This window comes from Streptomyces sp. NBC_00829 (assembly GCF_045161795.1).
In the GTDB taxonomy this organism is placed as follows: domain Bacteria; phylum Actinomycetota; class Actinomycetes; order Streptomycetales; family Streptomycetaceae; genus Streptomyces.
The window spans coordinates 3,235,378-3,251,925 of record NZ_CP108867.1; the positions used below are offsets into that span (position 1 = coordinate 3,235,378).

Consider the following 16,548-nt stretch of genomic DNA (forward strand, 5'->3'; position numbering starts at 1 on the left):
CAGTTAAGTCTCTGTTCCTTGTACGTGGAGCCGCATGACGAGGGCGTCTGCATTGCCCGGCTGGTAGTAGCCGCGGCGGAATCCGATGGGCTCGAAGCCGAAGCGCTCGTACAGCTTCTGTGCCCTCGTGTTGTCCACGCGCACTTCGAGGAGCACCTCGTCGCACTCGAAGGCGGTGGCGTGCTGGAGCAGATCGGTCAGCAGGCGGGATCCGAGACCGGTGCCCCACTGGTCCCGCGCGACGGCGATGGTCTGTACGTCGCCGAGGCCGCCCGCGGCCGCGAGACCCGCATAGCCGACGATCTTCCCGTCGGCCTCGGCCACCACATAGCGGCGGGTGGCCTGCGGACCGCGCGCGTGCGCCAGCTCGGACCAGAACATCCCGGCGGACCAGGCGTCCTCGGGGAAGAGCACATGCTCCAGCGCGAGCACCGACTCCAGGTCCCACCAGCGCATCTCGCGCAGCACGGCGTCGGCTCGCCCGCTCACTTGGGGGTGACCACCTTGTAGTTCTTCGGCACCTGGGCGTCCGGCCGGCGCAGATACAGCGGCAGCGCGGGCAGGAACTCCTCCCCCGCGGCCAGTTTCAGGGCGGCCAGCGAGGCGAGCGCGCCGGCCGAGACATGCTCGGGCGCGCGGGCGTCCGGGAAGGTCTCCGGGTAGAGCAGCGCGCCGGCTCCCACGGCGGGCAGGCCCGTGACCTGCTCGGCGATGTCGGCGGGCCGGTCGACGGCGGGCTCGCCCACCGCCGTGCGGGAGGAGTCGTACCTCGCCCAGTACACCTCCTTGCGGCGGGCGTCCGTGGCCACCACGAAGGGCTCGTCGAGGCCCGAGGCGTGGGCGAGGCCGTCCAGGGTGCAGATGCCGTACACCGGCACCCCGAGCGCCGAGCCGAAGGTCGTGGCCGTCACCAGGCCGACCCGCAGTCCGGTGTAGGGACCGGGCCCGACCCCGGCGACCACGGCGGTGACGGCGTCGAGTTTCACCCCGGCCTCGGCGAGGACGCGGTCGACGGCGGGCAGCAGCAGCTCCCCGTGGCGGCGCGCGTCGACGCGGGACGACTCGGCGACGACGGAGCTGCCGTCGTGGAGGGCGGCGGTGACGGCGGGCGTGGCGGTATCAACGGCGAGCAGGAGCACGCAAACAGCCTACGGCTCCGGCAGCGAGGACATGGTGCCCCGTCACGTGGTGCGGTGGCTGCTACCGTCACCCACGGACACGTACTTTCGAAAGGTGGGCACGGTGGCACGGAGCAGCTCGGGTCTCGTGGCCGGGCTCACGGCGGCAGCTCTGGCCGTCGTCGGATTCCTGGCCTACCAGGCGTCGGCGAGCGCCCCGGACCAGCTCGGCGGGCCCGCCCCCAGCTCGGTACGCTCCGCGCAGGCCTCCGGCGGCCCCAAGCCCGGCACCCCGGATCCGCTGGTCGTGCCCGCCAAGTCCGGCAAGGGCGTCCGTGTCGTGTACTCGCTGGGCGAGCGGCGCGTCTGGCTGGTCGGCCGGAACGGAAAGCCGCAGCGGACGATAGAGGTCATGCCGTCGACGGTCGTCCCGAAGCCCGGTCTGTACACGGTGACCTCACGGTCCGGCAGCATCCCCGGCTCGGACGGGGTGCGGATCGAGCATGTGGTCCGGTTCGCGAGCGTCGACCAGGTGGCGATCGGCTTCAGCGCCGCGGTGGACGGCTCGATGGCCAGCCCCGACCCGGACAGGAAGACCGGTGGCGTACGGATGAAGCGGGCGGACGGCGACGCGATGTGGAAGTTCGCGACGATCGGGTCGACGGTCGTCGTCGTTCGTTAGCCCGGACGGATCCGCAGCCGGACACGGCCGCAGCCGGACGTGGCCCGTGTCGCTGGACGGAGCCCGCGCTCCGAAGCGCCTGGACGGGCCGACGGGCGCGTAACCCGAACGGAGTACCAGGGAGTGTCCGCGAAGTACCGGCGTCCGCCCCAAGGACGGGGTGCTGACCGGGCGGGAGCTGCGGACCCGACCATCACAGGGCAGTACGGGCGGCGTCACACCTAGGCGGCGTCGCGGCGCGGTTCACGTCCCCCGGCGAGCTGCTCGTCGCGGGGTGGGGTGGAGACCGCGCTGGCCGCCGCGCAGGACGCCAGCAGGTCGGTCATCGAGAAGGCCGCCGCTGACAGCGGCCAGGGTCGGGGTCGGGCCGGCTGCTGCTGCTGCCGCGGCTGGGAATCGCGCTCGGATGCCGACATGGACGCCTCCTGGGGGCTCCGGGTGCAGGCGTAGTTAGGCAGACCTAACCAGGTCTCGGTACCATGTGACCACGCCTGGTGGGGCCTGCGCAACATCTTGCCGACGTCTTGTCGGAACAACCAGCCCTTCGCCCGCGCCCGGCACCCCCTGCGGGGCGTCAGCCGGCCAGGAGCGCCAGGTCCACCGCGGCCCAGCGCGTGCCATGGCCCGTCAGGGTCACCTCGCGCCGGTCGTCCTCCGTGTCGCCGACCACCCGGTGGATCAGCACATGCAGCCGGTCGTCCGAGAGGTCCTCGACCTTGCCGTCGCCCCACTCCACGACCACGACCGACTCGGGCAGCGAGACGTCGAGATCGAGGTCCTCCATCTCGTCGAGTCCGCCGCCCAGGCGGTACGCGTCCACATGGACCAGGGCGGGGCCGCCGGTCAGCGAGGGGTGGACGCGGGCGATGACGAAGGTGGGGGACGTGACGGCGCCGCGGACCCCGAGGCCCTCGCCCAGGCCCCGGGTCAGCGTCGTCTTGCCCGCGCCGAGCTCACCGGTGAGCATCACCAGATCGCCGGGGCGCAGCAGTTTCGCGAGCCGGCGCCCCACGTCCCGCATGAGCTCGGGGGAATCGACGGGGAGGCGGGCGGCGGACTCAGCCGCCGGGCTGTGCGGTGCTTCCATACGGGCCAACGTTAGCCGGTGCCGGGACGGCGCCGACCCGGGCGAGCAGGTCCGCCAGCCGGTCCGTGACGACCTCCGGGTGCTCCAGCATCACCAGATGCCCGCCGTCCGGCACGATCACCAGCTCCGAGTCGGGCAGCAGGTCGGCGATCGCCTCACTGTGCGAGCTCGGCGTCACCAGGTCCTTGTCGCCGGCCAGCACCAGCACCGGCACCTCCAGGAAGACCTCGAGCGCCTCGGCCTTGTCGTGCTCGACGAACGCCGGGTAGAACTCCGCGACCACGTCGATCGGGGTCGACTCGATGAGCCGCTCCGCGAAGCGCGCGATCGCCGGGTCCACGTCCTTGGACGAGAACGAGTAGCGCTTGATGAGGCCCGCGAAGAGGTCGGCGGTGGCCCTGCGGCCCCGCTCGACCAGCTCGGCCTGCGAGCCGAGCGCCTTCAGCACACCGGGCAGCACCCGCCGCACGACATTCACGCCCACGACCGGCAGCCCGTAGTTGACCTCGCCGAGCTGCCCCGACGACGTGCCCACGAAGGCGACGCCGACGACCCGCTCCCGTACGAGCTCGGGGAACTGGTCGGCGAGCGCCATCACGGTCATGCCGCCCATGGAGTGGCCGACGAGCACCAGCGGGCCCTCGGGCGCGGCAGCGTCGAGGACCGCCTTGAGGTCGCGGCCCAGCTGGTCGATGGAGACCGGAACGCTGTCCGGGCCCGACTGGGACGCGCCCCTGGCCGAACGGCCGTGGCTGCGCTGGTCCCAGTGGACCGTGCGCACCAGGCCGCGCAGAGCGGCGCGCTGGAAGTGCCAGGAGTCCTGGCTCAGGCAGTAGCCGTGGCTGAAGACGACGGTGACCGGCGCGGGCGCCTTGCGGCCGAAGAGCCTGCGGCGGCGCGGCCCGCCCGCCTCCGGGTCCACCTCGTCGGACTCGTAGTAGAGCTGGGTGCCGTCGTCGGCGGTCGCCCGGCCCGGCATCCCGCGCAGCGAGCCGTACGGCCCCGAGGCGTCCAGGGCGAGCCTGGCCTTCTTGCGCATGCCGCGGCCCACCGTGAGCCGTTCGATGGCGACGCCCGCGGCCGCACCGGCCGCGATGACACCTATCGCGGCGCCCGCGACGCCCGCCCGGCGCCAGTTGCCCGCCGTCGCGGCCGTCGCCGCAGCCGCCACGGCGTCCCCCGTGCTGGTTTCGCTCACCGTGCCGCTCCTACTCGTCGGAGTCCTCGTTCAGGTAGACGCGCGGAACCCTCGTTCCGATGCGGGTGACGATCTCGTACGCGATGGTGCCCGCCGCCCGGGCCCAGTCCTCGGCGGTCGGCTCGCCCCGGTCGCCCGGTCCGAACAGCAGCGCCTCGGCGCCCTCGGCCACCGCGCCGCCGTCCGGGCCGAGGTCGACCACGAACTGGTCCATCGCCACGCGCCCGGCGATCCGGCGCCACTCGCCGCCGACGAGGACGGGCCCCCGGCCGGAGGCGTGGCGCGGGATGCCGTCCCCGTACCCGAGCGGTACGAGGCCGAGGGTCGTGCCGTTTGCCGTGATGTAGTGGTGGCCGTAGCTGACACCGTGCCCCGCGGGGACCTGCTTGACCAGGGCCACCGAGGCGGCGAGCGTCATCACGGGCCGCAGCCCGAAGTCCGCGGGTGTGCCCAGCTCGGGGCTGGGCGAGACGCCGTAGACGGCGATACCGGTCCGTACGAGATCGAAGTGGCTCTCCGGGATGGTCAGCGTCGCCGGAGAGTTGGCGATGTGCCGCACCTCGGGCCGGATGCCCTCCTTCTCGGCGTACGCCACCAGTTCGTGGAAGAGGTCGAGCTGGGCGGCGATCGAGGGATGGCCGGGCTCGTCGGCGCAGGCGAAGTGCGACCAGAGGCCGGTGACCTCGACCGTGCCCTCGGCCTCGGCTGCGAGGGCCTCGGCGACCAGCGCGGGCCAGTGGGCGGGCTGGCAGCCGTTGCGCCCGAGGCCGGTGTCGGCCTTGAGCTGGATCCTGGCCGGCCGCCCGGCCTCACGGGCTGCCGCGGTGACCTCCCGCAGGGCCCACAGGCCGCTGACGCCCATGTCGAGACCGGCCTCGATGCCTTCGCGCCAGGGGTCGCCGGGCGTCCACAGCCAGCACAGGACGGGCGCCCGGATGCCCGCCGCGCGCAGGGCGAGGGCCTCGTGGGGGGTGGCGGTGCCGAGCCAGGTGGCGCCGGCCGCGAGGGCGGCCTTCGCGCAGGGCACCGCGCCGTGTCCGTACGCGTTCGACTTCACGACGGCCATCAGGGCAGCGCGGGGCGCGTGCGCGCGCAGGGCGCGCACATTGGCGCGCAGGGCTGCGAGGTCGATCTCGGCGCGGGCGCGGAGGGGTGGTGTCTGGCTCATCGCGCCCAGTGTCTCAGAGCCGTACGACAGGGCCGGTGCGACGGGTCGCGGTTCGGGGGCGGGGGGCGTGCGGTTTGCTCACGGGCGCGCGTCGCCCGCGACGGTCCTGCTCCCCGACCCGCGCCTCGCGGTAACCGGAGGGCTTCGATCCGGACCCCGTGGGGGCGCCGCACGTCCTTTGGGCGTGTCCTCGATCGCCGGCCCGGCTGGACTTGCCCGGCCGGTCCTTTCGAGCCCCGCCGCGGTCGGGGGCAGCGCCGTCGGAAGGGCCGCGCCGTCCGGTGCCGCGGCCCGCCCTCCTCACCCCTGGACGTCGTGCCACGCCCCGGCCAGCGCCTGCGCCACCTCGTACGACGTGATGGGCGTCCCCCGCGACGCCACCCGCCTCGCCGCCAGCCCGTGCAGATACGCCGCGACCGAGCCCGCGTCCCGCGCGTCCAGGCCCACGGCCAGGAGCGAGCCGGCCAGGCCGGAGAGCACGTCCCCGCTTCCCGCCGTCGCCAGCCACGGCGTGCCCATCGGGTTCACCCGGACCGGGGACCGGCCGCCGTCGGGCGCGGCGACGAGCGTGGTCGAGCCCTTGAGCAGCACCGTGGCTCCGAAGCGTGCGGCCAGTTCCCGTACGGAGGCGAGCCGCGCGGCCTCCACCTGCTCGCGGGCCACCCCCAGCAGCGCCGCGGCCTCCCCCGCGTGCGGGGTCAGCAGCGTCGGCGCGCCGCGCTCCCGTACCGCCGCCGCGTCCAGCAGGCGCAGCCCGTCCGCGTCGACCAGGACCGGCACATCGGAGTCCAGGACGTCCCGTACGGCGTCCGCCGCGCCGGTCCCGTCGCCGAGCCCCGGGCCGACGACCCACGACTGCACCCGTCCGGCCTTCGATGGCGGCCCGGTGTGGACCAGCGCTTCGGGGAACCTCGCGATCACCGCTTCCGCGCCGGGGCCGACATACCGCACTGCCCCGGCACCGCCGCGCAGCGCGCCCGCGACCGCGAGCACCGCCGCGCCCGGGTAGCGGGCGGACCCGGCTACCACGCCGACGACTCCCCGCCGGTACTTGTCGCTCTCCGCGGCGGGCGCCGGCAACAGCCCGGCGACATCCGCGTGTTGGAGTGCCTCCACATCGGGCACGGACGGCAGATGGTCCTCGAGGCCGATGCCGACGAGCCGCAGAGTCCCCGCGTACTCCCGCGCCGGATCGATCAACAGCCCCGGCTTGTACGTCCCGAACGTCACCGTCGCGTCCGCGTGCAGCGCCTCGCCCCGCACCTCGCCGCTGTCCGCCTCGGCCCCGCTCGGCAGGTCGACGGCGACGATGACGGCGTCGGACCCGCGCGCCGCCCGGGCCACGGGCACCGCGTCGGGCCGCAGTCCACCGCGTCCGCCGATACCGGTGATGCCGTCCAGCACCAGATCCGCCACGGCCAGCACCTCGAAGGGATCGTCCGCGATCCGCCCGCCCGCGCCGAGCACCGCCGCGAGGCCGCCCTCGTGGGTGCTGGAGCCCAGCGGCACGACCGCGACCGAGGCCCCGCGCCGCGCGAGGCGTGCGCCCGCGTACAGCGCGTCGCCGCCGTTGTCGCCGCTCCCGACGAGCAGGACGACCCTCGCTCCGTACACCCGGCCCAGCAGCCCGGCGCAGGCCGCGGCGAGTCCCGCGGCCGCGCGCTGCATCAGCGCGCCCTCGGGCAGGCGTGCCATCAGCTCGGCCTCGGCGGCCCGTACGGTCTCCACGCTGTAAGCGGTACGCATACGGTCAACCCTCCGCGATCACCACCGCCGACGCCACCCCCGCGTCATGGCTGAGCGACACATGCCACGAGCGCACACCGAGCTCGGCCGCCCGTGCCGCCACCGTGCCGCGCACCCGGAGCCGGGGCTGTCCGCTGTCCTCGACGTACACCTCGGCGTCCGTCCAGTGCAGCCCGGAGGGAGCGCCGAGCGCCTTGGCGACCGCCTCCTTGGCTGCGAACCGTGCCGCCAGCGAGGCGTATCCGCGCTGCTCGCCGCTGGGCAGCAGCAATTCCCGCTCCAGGAAGACCCGTTGGGCCAGCCGCGGCGTACGCCGCATGGATGCTTCGAACCGGTCGATCTCCGCCACGTCGATCCCCACGCCGATGATCATTCGACGGTGACCGACTTGGCGAGGTTGCGCGGCTGGTCGACCTCGTTGCCGCGGGCCGTCGCCAGCTCGCAGGCGAAGACCTGCAACGGCACGGTCGACACCAGCGGCTGGAGCAGCGTGGGCGTGGCCGGGATCCGGACCAGGTGGTCCGCGTACGGCACGACCGACTCGTCCCCCTCCTCCGCGATGACGATCGTCCGGGCGCCGCGCGCCCGGATCTCCTGGATGTTGGAGACGATCTTGTCGTGCAGCACCGAGCGCCCGCGCGGCGACGGCACCACGACCACCACGGGCAGATCCTCCTCGATCAGCGCGATCGGCCCGTGCTTGAGCTCACCGGCCGCGAAGCCCTCCGCGTGCATGTACGCCAGTTCCTTGAGCTTCAGCGCGCCCTCCAGGGCCACCGGATAGCCCACGTGGCGGCCCAGGAACAGCACCGTGTTCTTGTCCGCGAGGGAGCGCGCCAGCTCCCGTACCGGCTCCATCGTGGCCAGCACCCGCTCCACCTCGCCGGAGATGTGGGCGAGGTCCCGGACGACGGCCTGGATCTCGTCGCCCCACTTCGTGCCGCGCACCTGCCCCAGGTACAGGGCCACCAGGTAGCAGGCCACCAGCTGGGTCAGAAACGCCTTCGTGGACGCGACCGCGACCTCTGGGCCGGCGTGCGTGTAGAGGACCGCGTCCGACTCGCGGGGAATCGTCGAGCCGTTGGTGTTGCAGATGGCCAGCACCTTCGCGCCCTGCTCGCGCGCGTGCCGGAGCGCCATCAGGGTGTCCATCGTCTCGCCGGACTGCGAGATCGCGATCACCAGCGTCCGCTGGTCCAGGATCGGGTCCCGGTAGCGGAACTCGCTCGCCAGCTCGGTCTCACAGGGAATGCGCGTCCAGTGCTCGATCGCCAGCTTCGCGATCATTCCCGCGTGATAGGCCGTTCCGCACGCCACGATGACGACCTTGTCGACCTCCCTGAGCACCGAGGCGGGGATCCGTACCTCGTCCAGCGTGAGCGACCCGGCGGCGTCGATCCTGCCCAGCAGGGTGTCCGCGACCGCCTTGGGCTGCTCGGCGATCTCCTTGAGCATGAAGTAGTCGTAACCGCCCTTCTCGGCGGCCGACGCGTCCCAGTCCACGTGGTACGCGTTCACCTCCGCGGGTGCCCCCGCGAAGTCGGTGACGTTCACGCCGTCCCGGCGCAGCTCCACCACCTGGTCCTGCCCGAGTTCGATGGCCGAGCGGGTGTGCGCGATGAAGGCGGCGACGTCGGAGGCGAGAAAGGCCTCGCCCTCGCCGATTCCGACCACGAGCGGGGAGTTGCGGCGCGCGCCGACCACCACGTCCGGCTCGTCGGCGTGCACGGCGACCAGCGTGAAGGCGCCTTCCAGCTGCAGGCACACCTGGCGCATCGACTCCGCCAGGTCCCCGCACGAGGAGAAGGACTCGGCGAGCAGATGCGCCACGACCTCCGTGTCGGTCTCCGACGCCAGCACATGCCCGCGGGACTCCAGGTCGGCCCGGAGCGCCGCGAAGTTCTCGATGATCCCGTTGTGTACGACGGCGACGCGTCCCGCGTTGTCCAGATGGGGATGGGCGTTGGCGTCGGTCGGGCCGCCGTGCGTGGCCCACCGGGTGTGCCCGATGCCGGTGGAGCCGCTCGGCAGCGGCCGGTCCACCAGCTCCTTCTCCAGATTGACGAGCTTGCCCGCCTTCTTCGCCGCGGCGAGCCCGCCGTCGGCGAGCACCGCCACACCGGCCGAGTCGTAGCCCCGGTATTCGAGCCGCTTGAGGCCCGCGATGACCACATCAAGCGCCGACTGTCCGCCGACGTACCCCACGATTCCGCACATGTCGGCAGCCTACGGCGGCGCACCGGATTCATGGGACATGTCGTCGGCGGGAGTGGCCCCCACACATGCGCGCGAGGGCCGCCCCCGTGCCCGGGAAGGGCCCGCCGGGTCTCGTTCGTGAAGTACGGGGCCAGTTCGTGAAGTAGAGGTACTTCCAGGCCCCGTGAGTCGTGTAGTTCACGTTGTCGCCGGAGGAGCGGTCGACGTACGACGAGCGCATCCGGGCACGGATGCCGGCTCTGCGCGGCGCCGCAAGGCGGACGACGGACGACGGACTTCCCATTGGTGCCCAGGGCGAAGTACTCGGAGCCCGTGTCGTACCACGTGCCCTGGACGTACACCTGGAGCTGGAACCACTGCTTGCGGCCCTGGTAGTAGCTCATCGTCGTGGTGAAGACCGGCTCGGTGTTCTTGCGGAAGTAGTGGTACGCGGTGGAGCCGATCTTTCCCGTCCGGTAGTGCTTGGCGACGGAGGTGGAGACGTTCACCTTGGCGTACGCGGTCGACGCCACCCTCTTGGCCGCGTAGCGGGCGTCGCCCGCGAAGACGGCGGTGACGGCGCGTGGTGCGCGGCCGATGCGATGCAGCGTATGGCATGACACTGACACGCGTGAGGGGCTGTCCCCCTCCCCGGTGCCGTGGTCCCGGTCTCCCGCCCCCACGTGACCGACCCCACCCCCCACTGATCCCTCCGAGCCCCGACAATGTGGAGGTGATCTCTTCGCCGCCACGAAGCGCCCACCGCCGGGCAGAGCCTGCGTCGACGCCGTACGTCGACCTCACCCGCGCGGAGTGGAGCGCCCTGCGCGAGAAAACTCCGCTCCCCCTCACCGCCGAGGAGGTCGAGCGGCTGCGCGGTCTGGGCGATGTCATCGACCTGGACGAGGTACGGGACGTCTATCTCCCGCTGTCCCGGCTGCTCAATCTCTACGTTCAGGCCACGGCCGGTCTGCGGGGCGCCCTCAACACCTTTCTGGGCGACGCGGGAAACGGCCACGGAGAGCAGCGCGGCACCCCGTTCGTCATAGGGGTCGCGGGGTCCGTAGCGGTCGGCAAGTCCACCGTCGCCCGACTGCTCCAGGCCCTGCTCGCGCGCTGGCCCGAGCACCCGCGGGTCGAGCTCGTCACCACCGACGGCTTCCTGCTCCCGATGAAGGAGCTCACGGCCCGCGGCCTGACGTCGCGGAAGGGTTTCCCCGAGTCCTACGACCGCCGCGCCCTGACCCGATTCGTCGCCGACATCAAGGCGGGCAAGGACGAGGTCACCGCCCCCGTCTACTCCCACCTGATCTACGACATCGTGCCGGACGAGCGGCTCACCGTCCGCAGGCCGGACATCCTGATCGTCGAGGGCCTCAACGTCCTCCAGCCGGCCCTGCCCGGGCAGGACGGCCGGACCCGGGTCGGCCTCGCCGACTACTTCGACTTCAGCGTGTACGTCGACGCGCGCCCCGAGGACATCGAGCAGTGGTACCTCAACCGCTTCCGCAAACTGCGCGACACGGCCTTCCAGAACCCCTTCTCGTACTTCAGGAAGTACACCCAGGTCTCCGAGGCGGAGGCCCTGGACTACGCCCGTACGATGTGGCGCACCATCAACAAGCCCAATCTGCTGGAGAATGTGGCTCCGACGCGTGGCCGCGCCACGCTGGTGCTGCGCAAGGGCCCCGACCACAAGGTCCAGCGACTGTCCCTGCGCAAGCTCTGATACCTCCGAGGGAGCCGCCGGCGTGCTGCACCTGCGTCTGATCACTCCGGCCGGCCGGACGGCCGAGGTGGTCCGCCTGATCGAGTCGACCATCGGCACGGCCCATCTCGCGGTCGTCCCCGGCGCCGCCCGCAACCCCGAGGGCGATCTGGTGATGGTCGACGTCGCCCGCGAGGCGGGCGACGAGCTGATCGGCGGACTGCGGGCGCTCGGCATCGACGAGTCCGGCTCGATCGCCGTCGAGGACATCGATCTGTCGCTGTCCCGGCGCGCCGACAAGGCGGAGGCGGAGGCCCCGGGCGAGGGCGCGGACGCGGTGCTCTGGGAGCATCTGAGGGGGGCCACCCACGAGGAGTCGACGCTCAGCGTCACCTACATCGCGTTCCTGACGCTGGCGACGATGATCGCGGCCTGCGGTGTGGTCCTCGACAACGCGATCCTGATCGTGGGCGCCATGGCGGTCGGCCCGGAGTTCGGCCCGCTGGCGGGCTGCTGCACCGCGCTGGTGCAGCGGGCTCCCCGCCTCGCGCTGCGTTCGTTCCTCGCGCTGATCGTGGGCTTCGCCGCGGCCATGGTGATGACGGTCGGCTTCAGCTACTTCATGGAGGGCGTGGGCCTCTTCCATGCGGCGCAGCTGGAGGCGGACCGCCCCAACACCAACTTCATCTACCGCCCCGACTGGTTCTCGTTCGTGGTCGCGGTGCTCGCGGGCGCTGCGGGCATGCTCTCGCTGACCTCGGCGAAGTCGGGCGCCCTGGTGGGCGTGGCGATCTCGGTCACGACGGTCCCGGCGGCGGCCAACGCGGCGGTGGCCTTCAGCTTCCAGGAGTACAAGCAGGCGTGGGGCTCAACTGAGCAACTGCTGCTGAATCTCCTGGGCATCGTGGTGGCGGGCACGCTGACCCTGCTGATTCAGAAGTTCCTGTGGTGGCAGCAACGCCGGCGCAGGGACGTCAAGGCGGGAAGGGCCGGATCGACCGGCCCCTCCCGCGCCTGAGATCAGCCCAGCGCCGACTTGACCGAGTCGGCGAGCCGCCCGGCCACCGAACGCGCCTGTTCGATGTCGGCCGCCTCGACCATGACCCGTACGAGCGGCTCGGTGCCCGAGGGACGCAGCAGGACGCGACCGGTCGCACCCAGCTCGCGCTCCGCCTCGGCGACTGCGTTCGCCAGCTCCGCGGAGGTGTTCACACGGGACTTGTCGACGTCCGGCACATTGATGAGGACCTGCGGCAGCCGGTCCATGATCGCGGCCAGCTCGGCCAGCGAACGGCCGGTCGCGACCACCCGGGCAGCCAGCATGAGGCCGGTGAGCGTGCCGTCGCCGGTGGTGGCGTGGTCGAGCACGATGACGTGCCCGGACTGCTCACCGCCCAGCGCGTACCCCTCGGCCTTCATCGACTCCAGGACGTACCGGTCGCCGACCGCGGTCTGCACCAGCTCGACGCCCTCACGCTCCATCGCCAGCTTGAAGCCGAGGTTGGACATGACGGTGGCGACGACGGTGTTCCCGCGCAGGGTCCCGGCCTCGCGCATGGCGAGCGCCAGCACGGCGAGGATCTGGTCGCCGTCGACCTCCGCGCCCGAGCCGTCGACGGCCAGGCAGCGGTCGGCGTCGCCGTCGTGCGCGATACCGAAGTCCGCGCCGTGCTCGACGACGGCCGCCTTGAGCAGGTCCAGGTGGGTGGAGCCGCAGCCGTCGTTGATGTTGAGCCCGTCGGGCTCGGCGCCGATCGTGACGACCTCGGCACCGGCGCGCGCGAACGCCTCGGGCGAGACGCGGGCGGCGGCACCGTGCGCCTCGTCGAGGACGACCTTCAGGCCGTCGAGGCGGTTGGGCAGCACGGCGATCAGATGGGCGACGTACTTGTCGAAGCCCTCGTCGTAGTCGGAGACCCGGCCGACGCCGGCGCCGGTCGGCCGCTCCCACGGCTCACCGGTGCGGTGCTGCTCGTAGACCGTCTCGATACGGTCCTCGAGCTCGTCGGCGAGCTTGTGGCCGCCGCGCGCGAAGAACTTGATGCCGTTGTCCGGCATGGCGTTGTGGCTCGCCGAGAGCATCACGCCGAGGTCGGCACCCAGGGAGCCGGTGAGATACGCCACCGCGGGGGTGGGCAGCACACCGACGCGCAGGACGTCGACGCCCGCGCTGGCGAGGCCCGCCACGACGGCGGCCTCCAGAAACTCTCCCGACGCACGCGGATCACGCCCGACCACGGCGGTCGGCCGATGTCCCTCAAAGGTCCCCGCCTCGGCGAGCACATGCGCCGCAGCGACCGACAGGCCGAGCGCGAGCTCCGCCGTCAGATCCGCATTGGCGACACCGCGCACGCCGTCCGTGCCGAAGAGTCGTCCCACAGCTGTCCTCCGAAAATGCTCCGAAAATCCAAGCCTCAAAGCGGTATGGACCGTTATACGCCCGAGGTGGTCAAAGACGAACGCCCCGGCAGCACGGAGTGCCGCCGGGGCGAACGAAAAGCCGTACAGGCCAGCGTGCGATTTAGCGCTTGCTGTACTGCGGGGCCTTACGGGCCTTCTTGAGACCGGCCTTCTTGCGCTCGACCGCACGGTCGTCGCGGGAGAGGAAGCCGGCCTTCTTGAGCGCCGGGCGGTTGTTGTCCGCGTCCGCCTCGTTCAGCGCGCGGGCCACACCGAGGCGCAGGGCGCCGGCCTGGCCGGAGACGCCGCCACCCGAGATGCGGGCGATGACGTCGTAGCGGTTGTCGAGCTCGAGCACCTTGAAGGGCTCGTTGACTTCCTGCTGGTGCACCTTGTTGGGGAAGTACTCCTCAAGGGTGCGACCGTTGATCTTCCACTTGCCGGTGCCCGGAACGATCCGGACGCGGGCGATGGCGTTCTTGCGACGGCCCAGGCCGGCAGCCGGCTGGGGGTCGCCGAAGCGGGACGCCATCGACTCGGAGGTGTACTCGCCCTCGACGGGGGCGTCCGACTCGAAGGTGGTCACCTCGGCGAAGGTCTCTTCGCCCTCGGTGCCCTCGGTGCCCTCGACGGCGGTCTCAACAGTGGTCTCGGCCACGATTCTCCTCAGATTTCTTTCGTTCTTAGGGGGTGGCCGGTACTACTGCGCGACCTGGGTGATCTCGAACGGGACCGGCTGCTGAGCAGCGTGCGGGTGGTTCTCGCCCGCGTAGATCTTCAGCTTCGAGAGCATCTGACGACCCAGGGTGTTCTTGGGGATCATGCCCTTGATGGCCTTCTCCACAGCCTTCTCCGGGCTCTTCGCAAGCAGCTCGTCGTAGCGGACGGAGCGCAGACCACCCGGGTACCCGGAGTGGCGGTACGCCATCTTCTGGGTCTTCTTGTTGCCGGAGAGGTGAACCTTCTCGGCGTTGATGATGATGACGAAGTCGCCCATGTCCATGTGGGGGGCGTAAATCGGCTTGTGCTTGCCCCGGAGGAGGTTCGCTGCCGTAGTCGCCAGACGGCCCAGGACAATGTCCTGCGCGTCGATGATGTGCCACTGGCGCGTGACATCGCCGGGCTTGGGGCTGTACGTACGCACGGTCGTAGCCTTCGCTTCTTCAGTGAGTGGGTATCCCCCGGGCCGCGAGGCTCAGAGGAACAGGTCCTGACAAGGCCACCCGGACGATCACGACAGCCTTGGCCGCACATCGGGGACGCAACCCGAGTGCCTGCCGCTGGTCATCGGCCCGGTGGACCGGCGTAAGGGCCCCTCACGTGAGATAGAGCAAGCCAATACGCATAACGAACCAGAAGAATACCCGTGGTCCCCCGGGTGGGTCAAAACAGCCGACGGGCACCGGTTGGGGGGCGCCCGCGGTCCTGGCCGGGAACCGCGCCCCCGCGGCCCCCGAACTCCATGATCCGCGGCCACCTCGCGCCCGGCAACCGGCCCGCCAACGAGGACCCGCCCGGCAGGCTCCGGGCGGGTCCCCGGCAGGCTCCGGGCGGGTCCCCGGCGGGTGCCGGGCAGACCCGCACGCGGCCGAAGGCCCGCCCCGCGCGCTACCGCTCCCGCTTCACCCTTCGCTCGTCCCACACCGGCTCCGGAGCCTCACGGACGACCCCGTCCGACCCGAAGACCAGATAGCGGTCGAAGGAGCGGGCGAACCAGCGGTCGTGGGTCACCGCCAGTACCGTCCCCTCGTACGCCTCCAGCCCGTCCTGAAGCGCCTCGGCCGACTCCAGGTCCAGGTTGTCCGTCGGCTCGTCCAGCAGCAGCGCGGTCGTGCCGGCCAGCTCCAGGAGCAGGATCTGGAAGCGCGCCTGCTGCCCGCCGGAGAGCTTCTCGAAGGCCTGGTCGCCCTGCCGCTCCAGCTCGTACCGCCGCAGCACGCTCATCGCGCCGCCCCGGTCCTTCGCGTGCTCCGTCCACAGAATGTCGACCAGCGTCCGGCCCAGCAGCTCCGGGTGCGCATGCGTCTGCGCGAAGTGGCCGGGCACCACCCGCGCCCCGAGCTTCCACTCGCCCTTGTGTGCCACCGACGCGTCCCCCGCCAGCAGCCGCAGGAAGTGGGACTTCCCGGATCCGTTCGACCCGAGGACCGCGACCCGCTCCCCGTAGAAGACCTCCAGGTCGAAGGGCTTCATCAGGCCGGTGAGCTCAAGCCCCTTGCAGGTCACCGCCCGCACGCCGGTACGCCCGCCGCGCAGCCGCATCCGGATCTCCTGCTCCCGCGGCGGCTCCGCCGGCGGACCCGCCTCCTCGAACTTCTTGAAGCGGGTCTGCATCGCCCGGTACCTCGACGCCATGTCCGGGCTGATCGCCGCCTGCTGCCGCAGCCGCAGCACCAGCGCCCTCAGCCGGGCGTGCTCCTCGTCCCAGCGCCGCTTCAGCTCCTCGAAGCGCGCGAACCGCTCCCGCCGCGCCTCGTGGAAGGTCCCGAAGCCGCCGCCGTGCACCCAGACGTCCGACCCCGCGGGCCCCGGCTCCACGGCGACGATCTTCTCCGCGGCCCGGGACAGCAGCTCCCGGTCGTGGGAGACGAAGAGCACCGTCTTGCGGGTCTCCTTCAGCCGCTCCTCCAGCCAGCGCTTGCCGGGCACATCCAGATAGTTGTCCGGCTCGTCCAGCATCAGCACCTCGTCGGGCCCGCGCAGCAGCGCCTCAAGGACCAGCCGCTTCTGCTCACCGCCGCTCAGCGTCCGCACCTCGCGCCACTGCGCCTTCTCGTACGCGACGCCCAGCGCGGCCATCGTGCACATGTCCCAGACGGTCTCGGCCTCGTATCCGCGCGCCTCCGCCCAGTCGCTGAGCGCCTGCGCGTACGCCATCTGCGCGGCTTCGTCGTCGACCGTCATGATCAGCCGCTCGGCCGCGTCCACCGCGGCGGCCGCCTCCCTGATGCGCGGCTGCGCCACCGACACCAGCAGATCCCGTACGGTCCGCTCGTCCCGCACCGATCCGACGAACTGCCGCATCACGCCGAGCCCGCCGCTGGAGGACACGGTCCCGCCGTGCGGCTGCAGTTCCCCCGCCATCAGACGCAGCAGGGTCGTCTTGCCCGCGCCGTTCGCCCCCACCAGGGCGACCACCGCGCCTTCGCCCACCCGGAACGAGGCGTCACCGAGGAGCACCCGCCCGTCCGGTAGGTAGTACTCCAGATGCGCCGCCTCAAGATGTCCCATGTTCCGATTCTCGC

The 16,548-nt window shown here is 71.8% G+C and carries 16 protein-coding genes; 3 read left to right on the top strand and 13 right to left on the bottom strand.

Features of this window, described 5'->3' with window-relative positions:
- Positions 1-3: 3 nt before the first annotated feature.
- Positions 4-456, bottom strand: coding sequence for a ribosomal protein S18-alanine N-acetyltransferase (rimI, locus tag OG293_RS13700; RefSeq protein ID WP_406003587.1), 453 nt, complete (start codon positions 454-456; stop codon positions 4-6).
- Positions 457-485: 29 nt separating this feature from the next.
- Complete coding sequence (gene tsaB / locus OG293_RS13705) at positions 486-1,139, bottom strand: tRNA (adenosine(37)-N6)-threonylcarbamoyltransferase complex dimerization subunit type 1 TsaB (protein ID WP_405999090.1); 654 nt, start codon at positions 1,137-1,139, stop codon at positions 486-488.
- Positions 1,140-1,242: 103 nt separating this feature from the next.
- Between tsaB and OG293_RS13710 the strand changes: the two genes are divergently transcribed.
- Entirely contained in the window at positions 1,243-1,800 is a 558-nt protein-coding gene (locus OG293_RS13710; RefSeq protein WP_405999091.1) for a hypothetical protein, read from the top strand.
- A 221-nt stretch (positions 1,801-2,021) separates the two neighbouring features.
- Here OG293_RS13710 and OG293_RS13715 read toward each other — a convergent pair whose 3' ends face one another.
- The 7 genes from OG293_RS13715 to glmS all read right to left on the bottom strand — a co-directional run bounded on the left by OG293_RS13715 (position 2,022) and on the right by glmS (position 9,216).
- Positions 2,022-2,216: a hypothetical protein gene (locus OG293_RS13715; RefSeq protein ID WP_405999092.1), complete on the bottom strand. Its 195-nt coding sequence runs from the start codon at positions 2,214-2,216 to the stop codon at positions 2,022-2,024.
- Between the two features lie 158 nt (positions 2,217-2,374).
- Positions 2,375-2,887, bottom strand: a complete 513-nt coding sequence (gene tsaE / locus OG293_RS13720; protein WP_405999093.1) for a tRNA (adenosine(37)-N6)-threonylcarbamoyltransferase complex ATPase subunit type 1 TsaE — start codon at positions 2,885-2,887, stop codon at positions 2,375-2,377.
- Entirely contained in the window at positions 2,859-4,085 is a 1,227-nt protein-coding gene (locus OG293_RS13725; RefSeq protein WP_405999094.1) for an alpha/beta fold hydrolase, read from the bottom strand. Before OG293_RS13725 ends, tsaE begins: the two co-directional genes overlap by 29 nt.
- 10 nt (positions 4,086-4,095) lie before the next feature.
- Positions 4,096-5,253 (bottom strand): alanine racemase, encoded by a 1,158-nt coding sequence (alr, locus tag OG293_RS13730; RefSeq protein WP_405999095.1) that lies wholly within the window; start codon positions 5,251-5,253, stop codon positions 4,096-4,098.
- A gap of 300 nt (positions 5,254-5,553) precedes the next feature.
- Positions 5,554-6,999, bottom strand: coding sequence for an NAD(P)H-hydrate dehydratase (locus OG293_RS13735; protein ID WP_405999096.1), 1,446 nt, complete (start codon positions 6,997-6,999; stop codon positions 5,554-5,556).
- 4 nt (positions 7,000-7,003) lie between these two features.
- Positions 7,004-7,372 (bottom strand): holo-ACP synthase, encoded by a 369-nt coding sequence (locus tag OG293_RS13740; protein WP_405999097.1) that lies wholly within the window; start codon positions 7,370-7,372, stop codon positions 7,004-7,006.
- Complete coding sequence (glmS, locus tag OG293_RS13745; protein ID WP_405999098.1) at positions 7,369-9,216, bottom strand: glutamine--fructose-6-phosphate transaminase (isomerizing); 1,848 nt, start codon at positions 9,214-9,216, stop codon at positions 7,369-7,371. The genes OG293_RS13740 and glmS overlap by 4 nt, the downstream gene beginning before the upstream one ends.
- Positions 9,217-9,928: 712 nt before the next feature.
- On the opposite strand from glmS, the gene coaA reads away from it, so the two are divergent.
- Together coaA and OG293_RS13755 are read left to right on the top strand one after the other, a co-directional pair.
- Positions 9,929-10,924, top strand: coding sequence for a type I pantothenate kinase (gene coaA, locus OG293_RS13750; RefSeq protein WP_405999099.1), 996 nt, complete (start codon positions 9,929-9,931; stop codon positions 10,922-10,924).
- A gap of 22 nt (positions 10,925-10,946) precedes the next feature.
- A complete protein-coding gene (locus OG293_RS13755; RefSeq protein ID WP_405999100.1) occupies positions 10,947-11,921 on the top strand; it encodes a DUF389 domain-containing protein in 975 nt (324 codons plus the stop codon).
- 2 nt (positions 11,922-11,923) lie between these two features.
- Here the strand turns inward: OG293_RS13755 and glmM are convergent, their stop codons facing one another.
- The 4 genes from glmM to OG293_RS13775 form a co-directional block, all read right to left on the bottom strand.
- A complete protein-coding gene (gene glmM, locus OG293_RS13760) occupies positions 11,924-13,282 on the bottom strand; it encodes a phosphoglucosamine mutase (RefSeq protein WP_405999101.1) in 1,359 nt (452 codons plus the stop codon).
- Between the two features lie 142 nt (positions 13,283-13,424).
- The gene (gene rpsI / locus OG293_RS13765) at positions 13,425-13,961 is read right to left on the bottom strand and encodes a 30S ribosomal protein S9 (RefSeq protein WP_405999102.1); all 537 of its coding nucleotides are present in this window, start codon (positions 13,959-13,961) and stop codon (positions 13,425-13,427) included.
- Positions 13,962-14,003: 42 nt separating this feature from the next.
- Positions 14,004-14,447 (bottom strand): 50S ribosomal protein L13, encoded by a 444-nt coding sequence (gene rplM, locus OG293_RS13770; RefSeq protein WP_266381617.1) that lies wholly within the window; start codon positions 14,445-14,447, stop codon positions 14,004-14,006.
- A gap of 464 nt (positions 14,448-14,911) precedes the next feature.
- Positions 14,912-16,534 (bottom strand): ABC-F family ATP-binding cassette domain-containing protein, encoded by a 1,623-nt coding sequence (locus OG293_RS13775; protein ID WP_405999103.1) that lies wholly within the window; start codon positions 16,532-16,534, stop codon positions 14,912-14,914.
- Positions 16,535-16,548 lie beyond the last annotated feature (14 nt).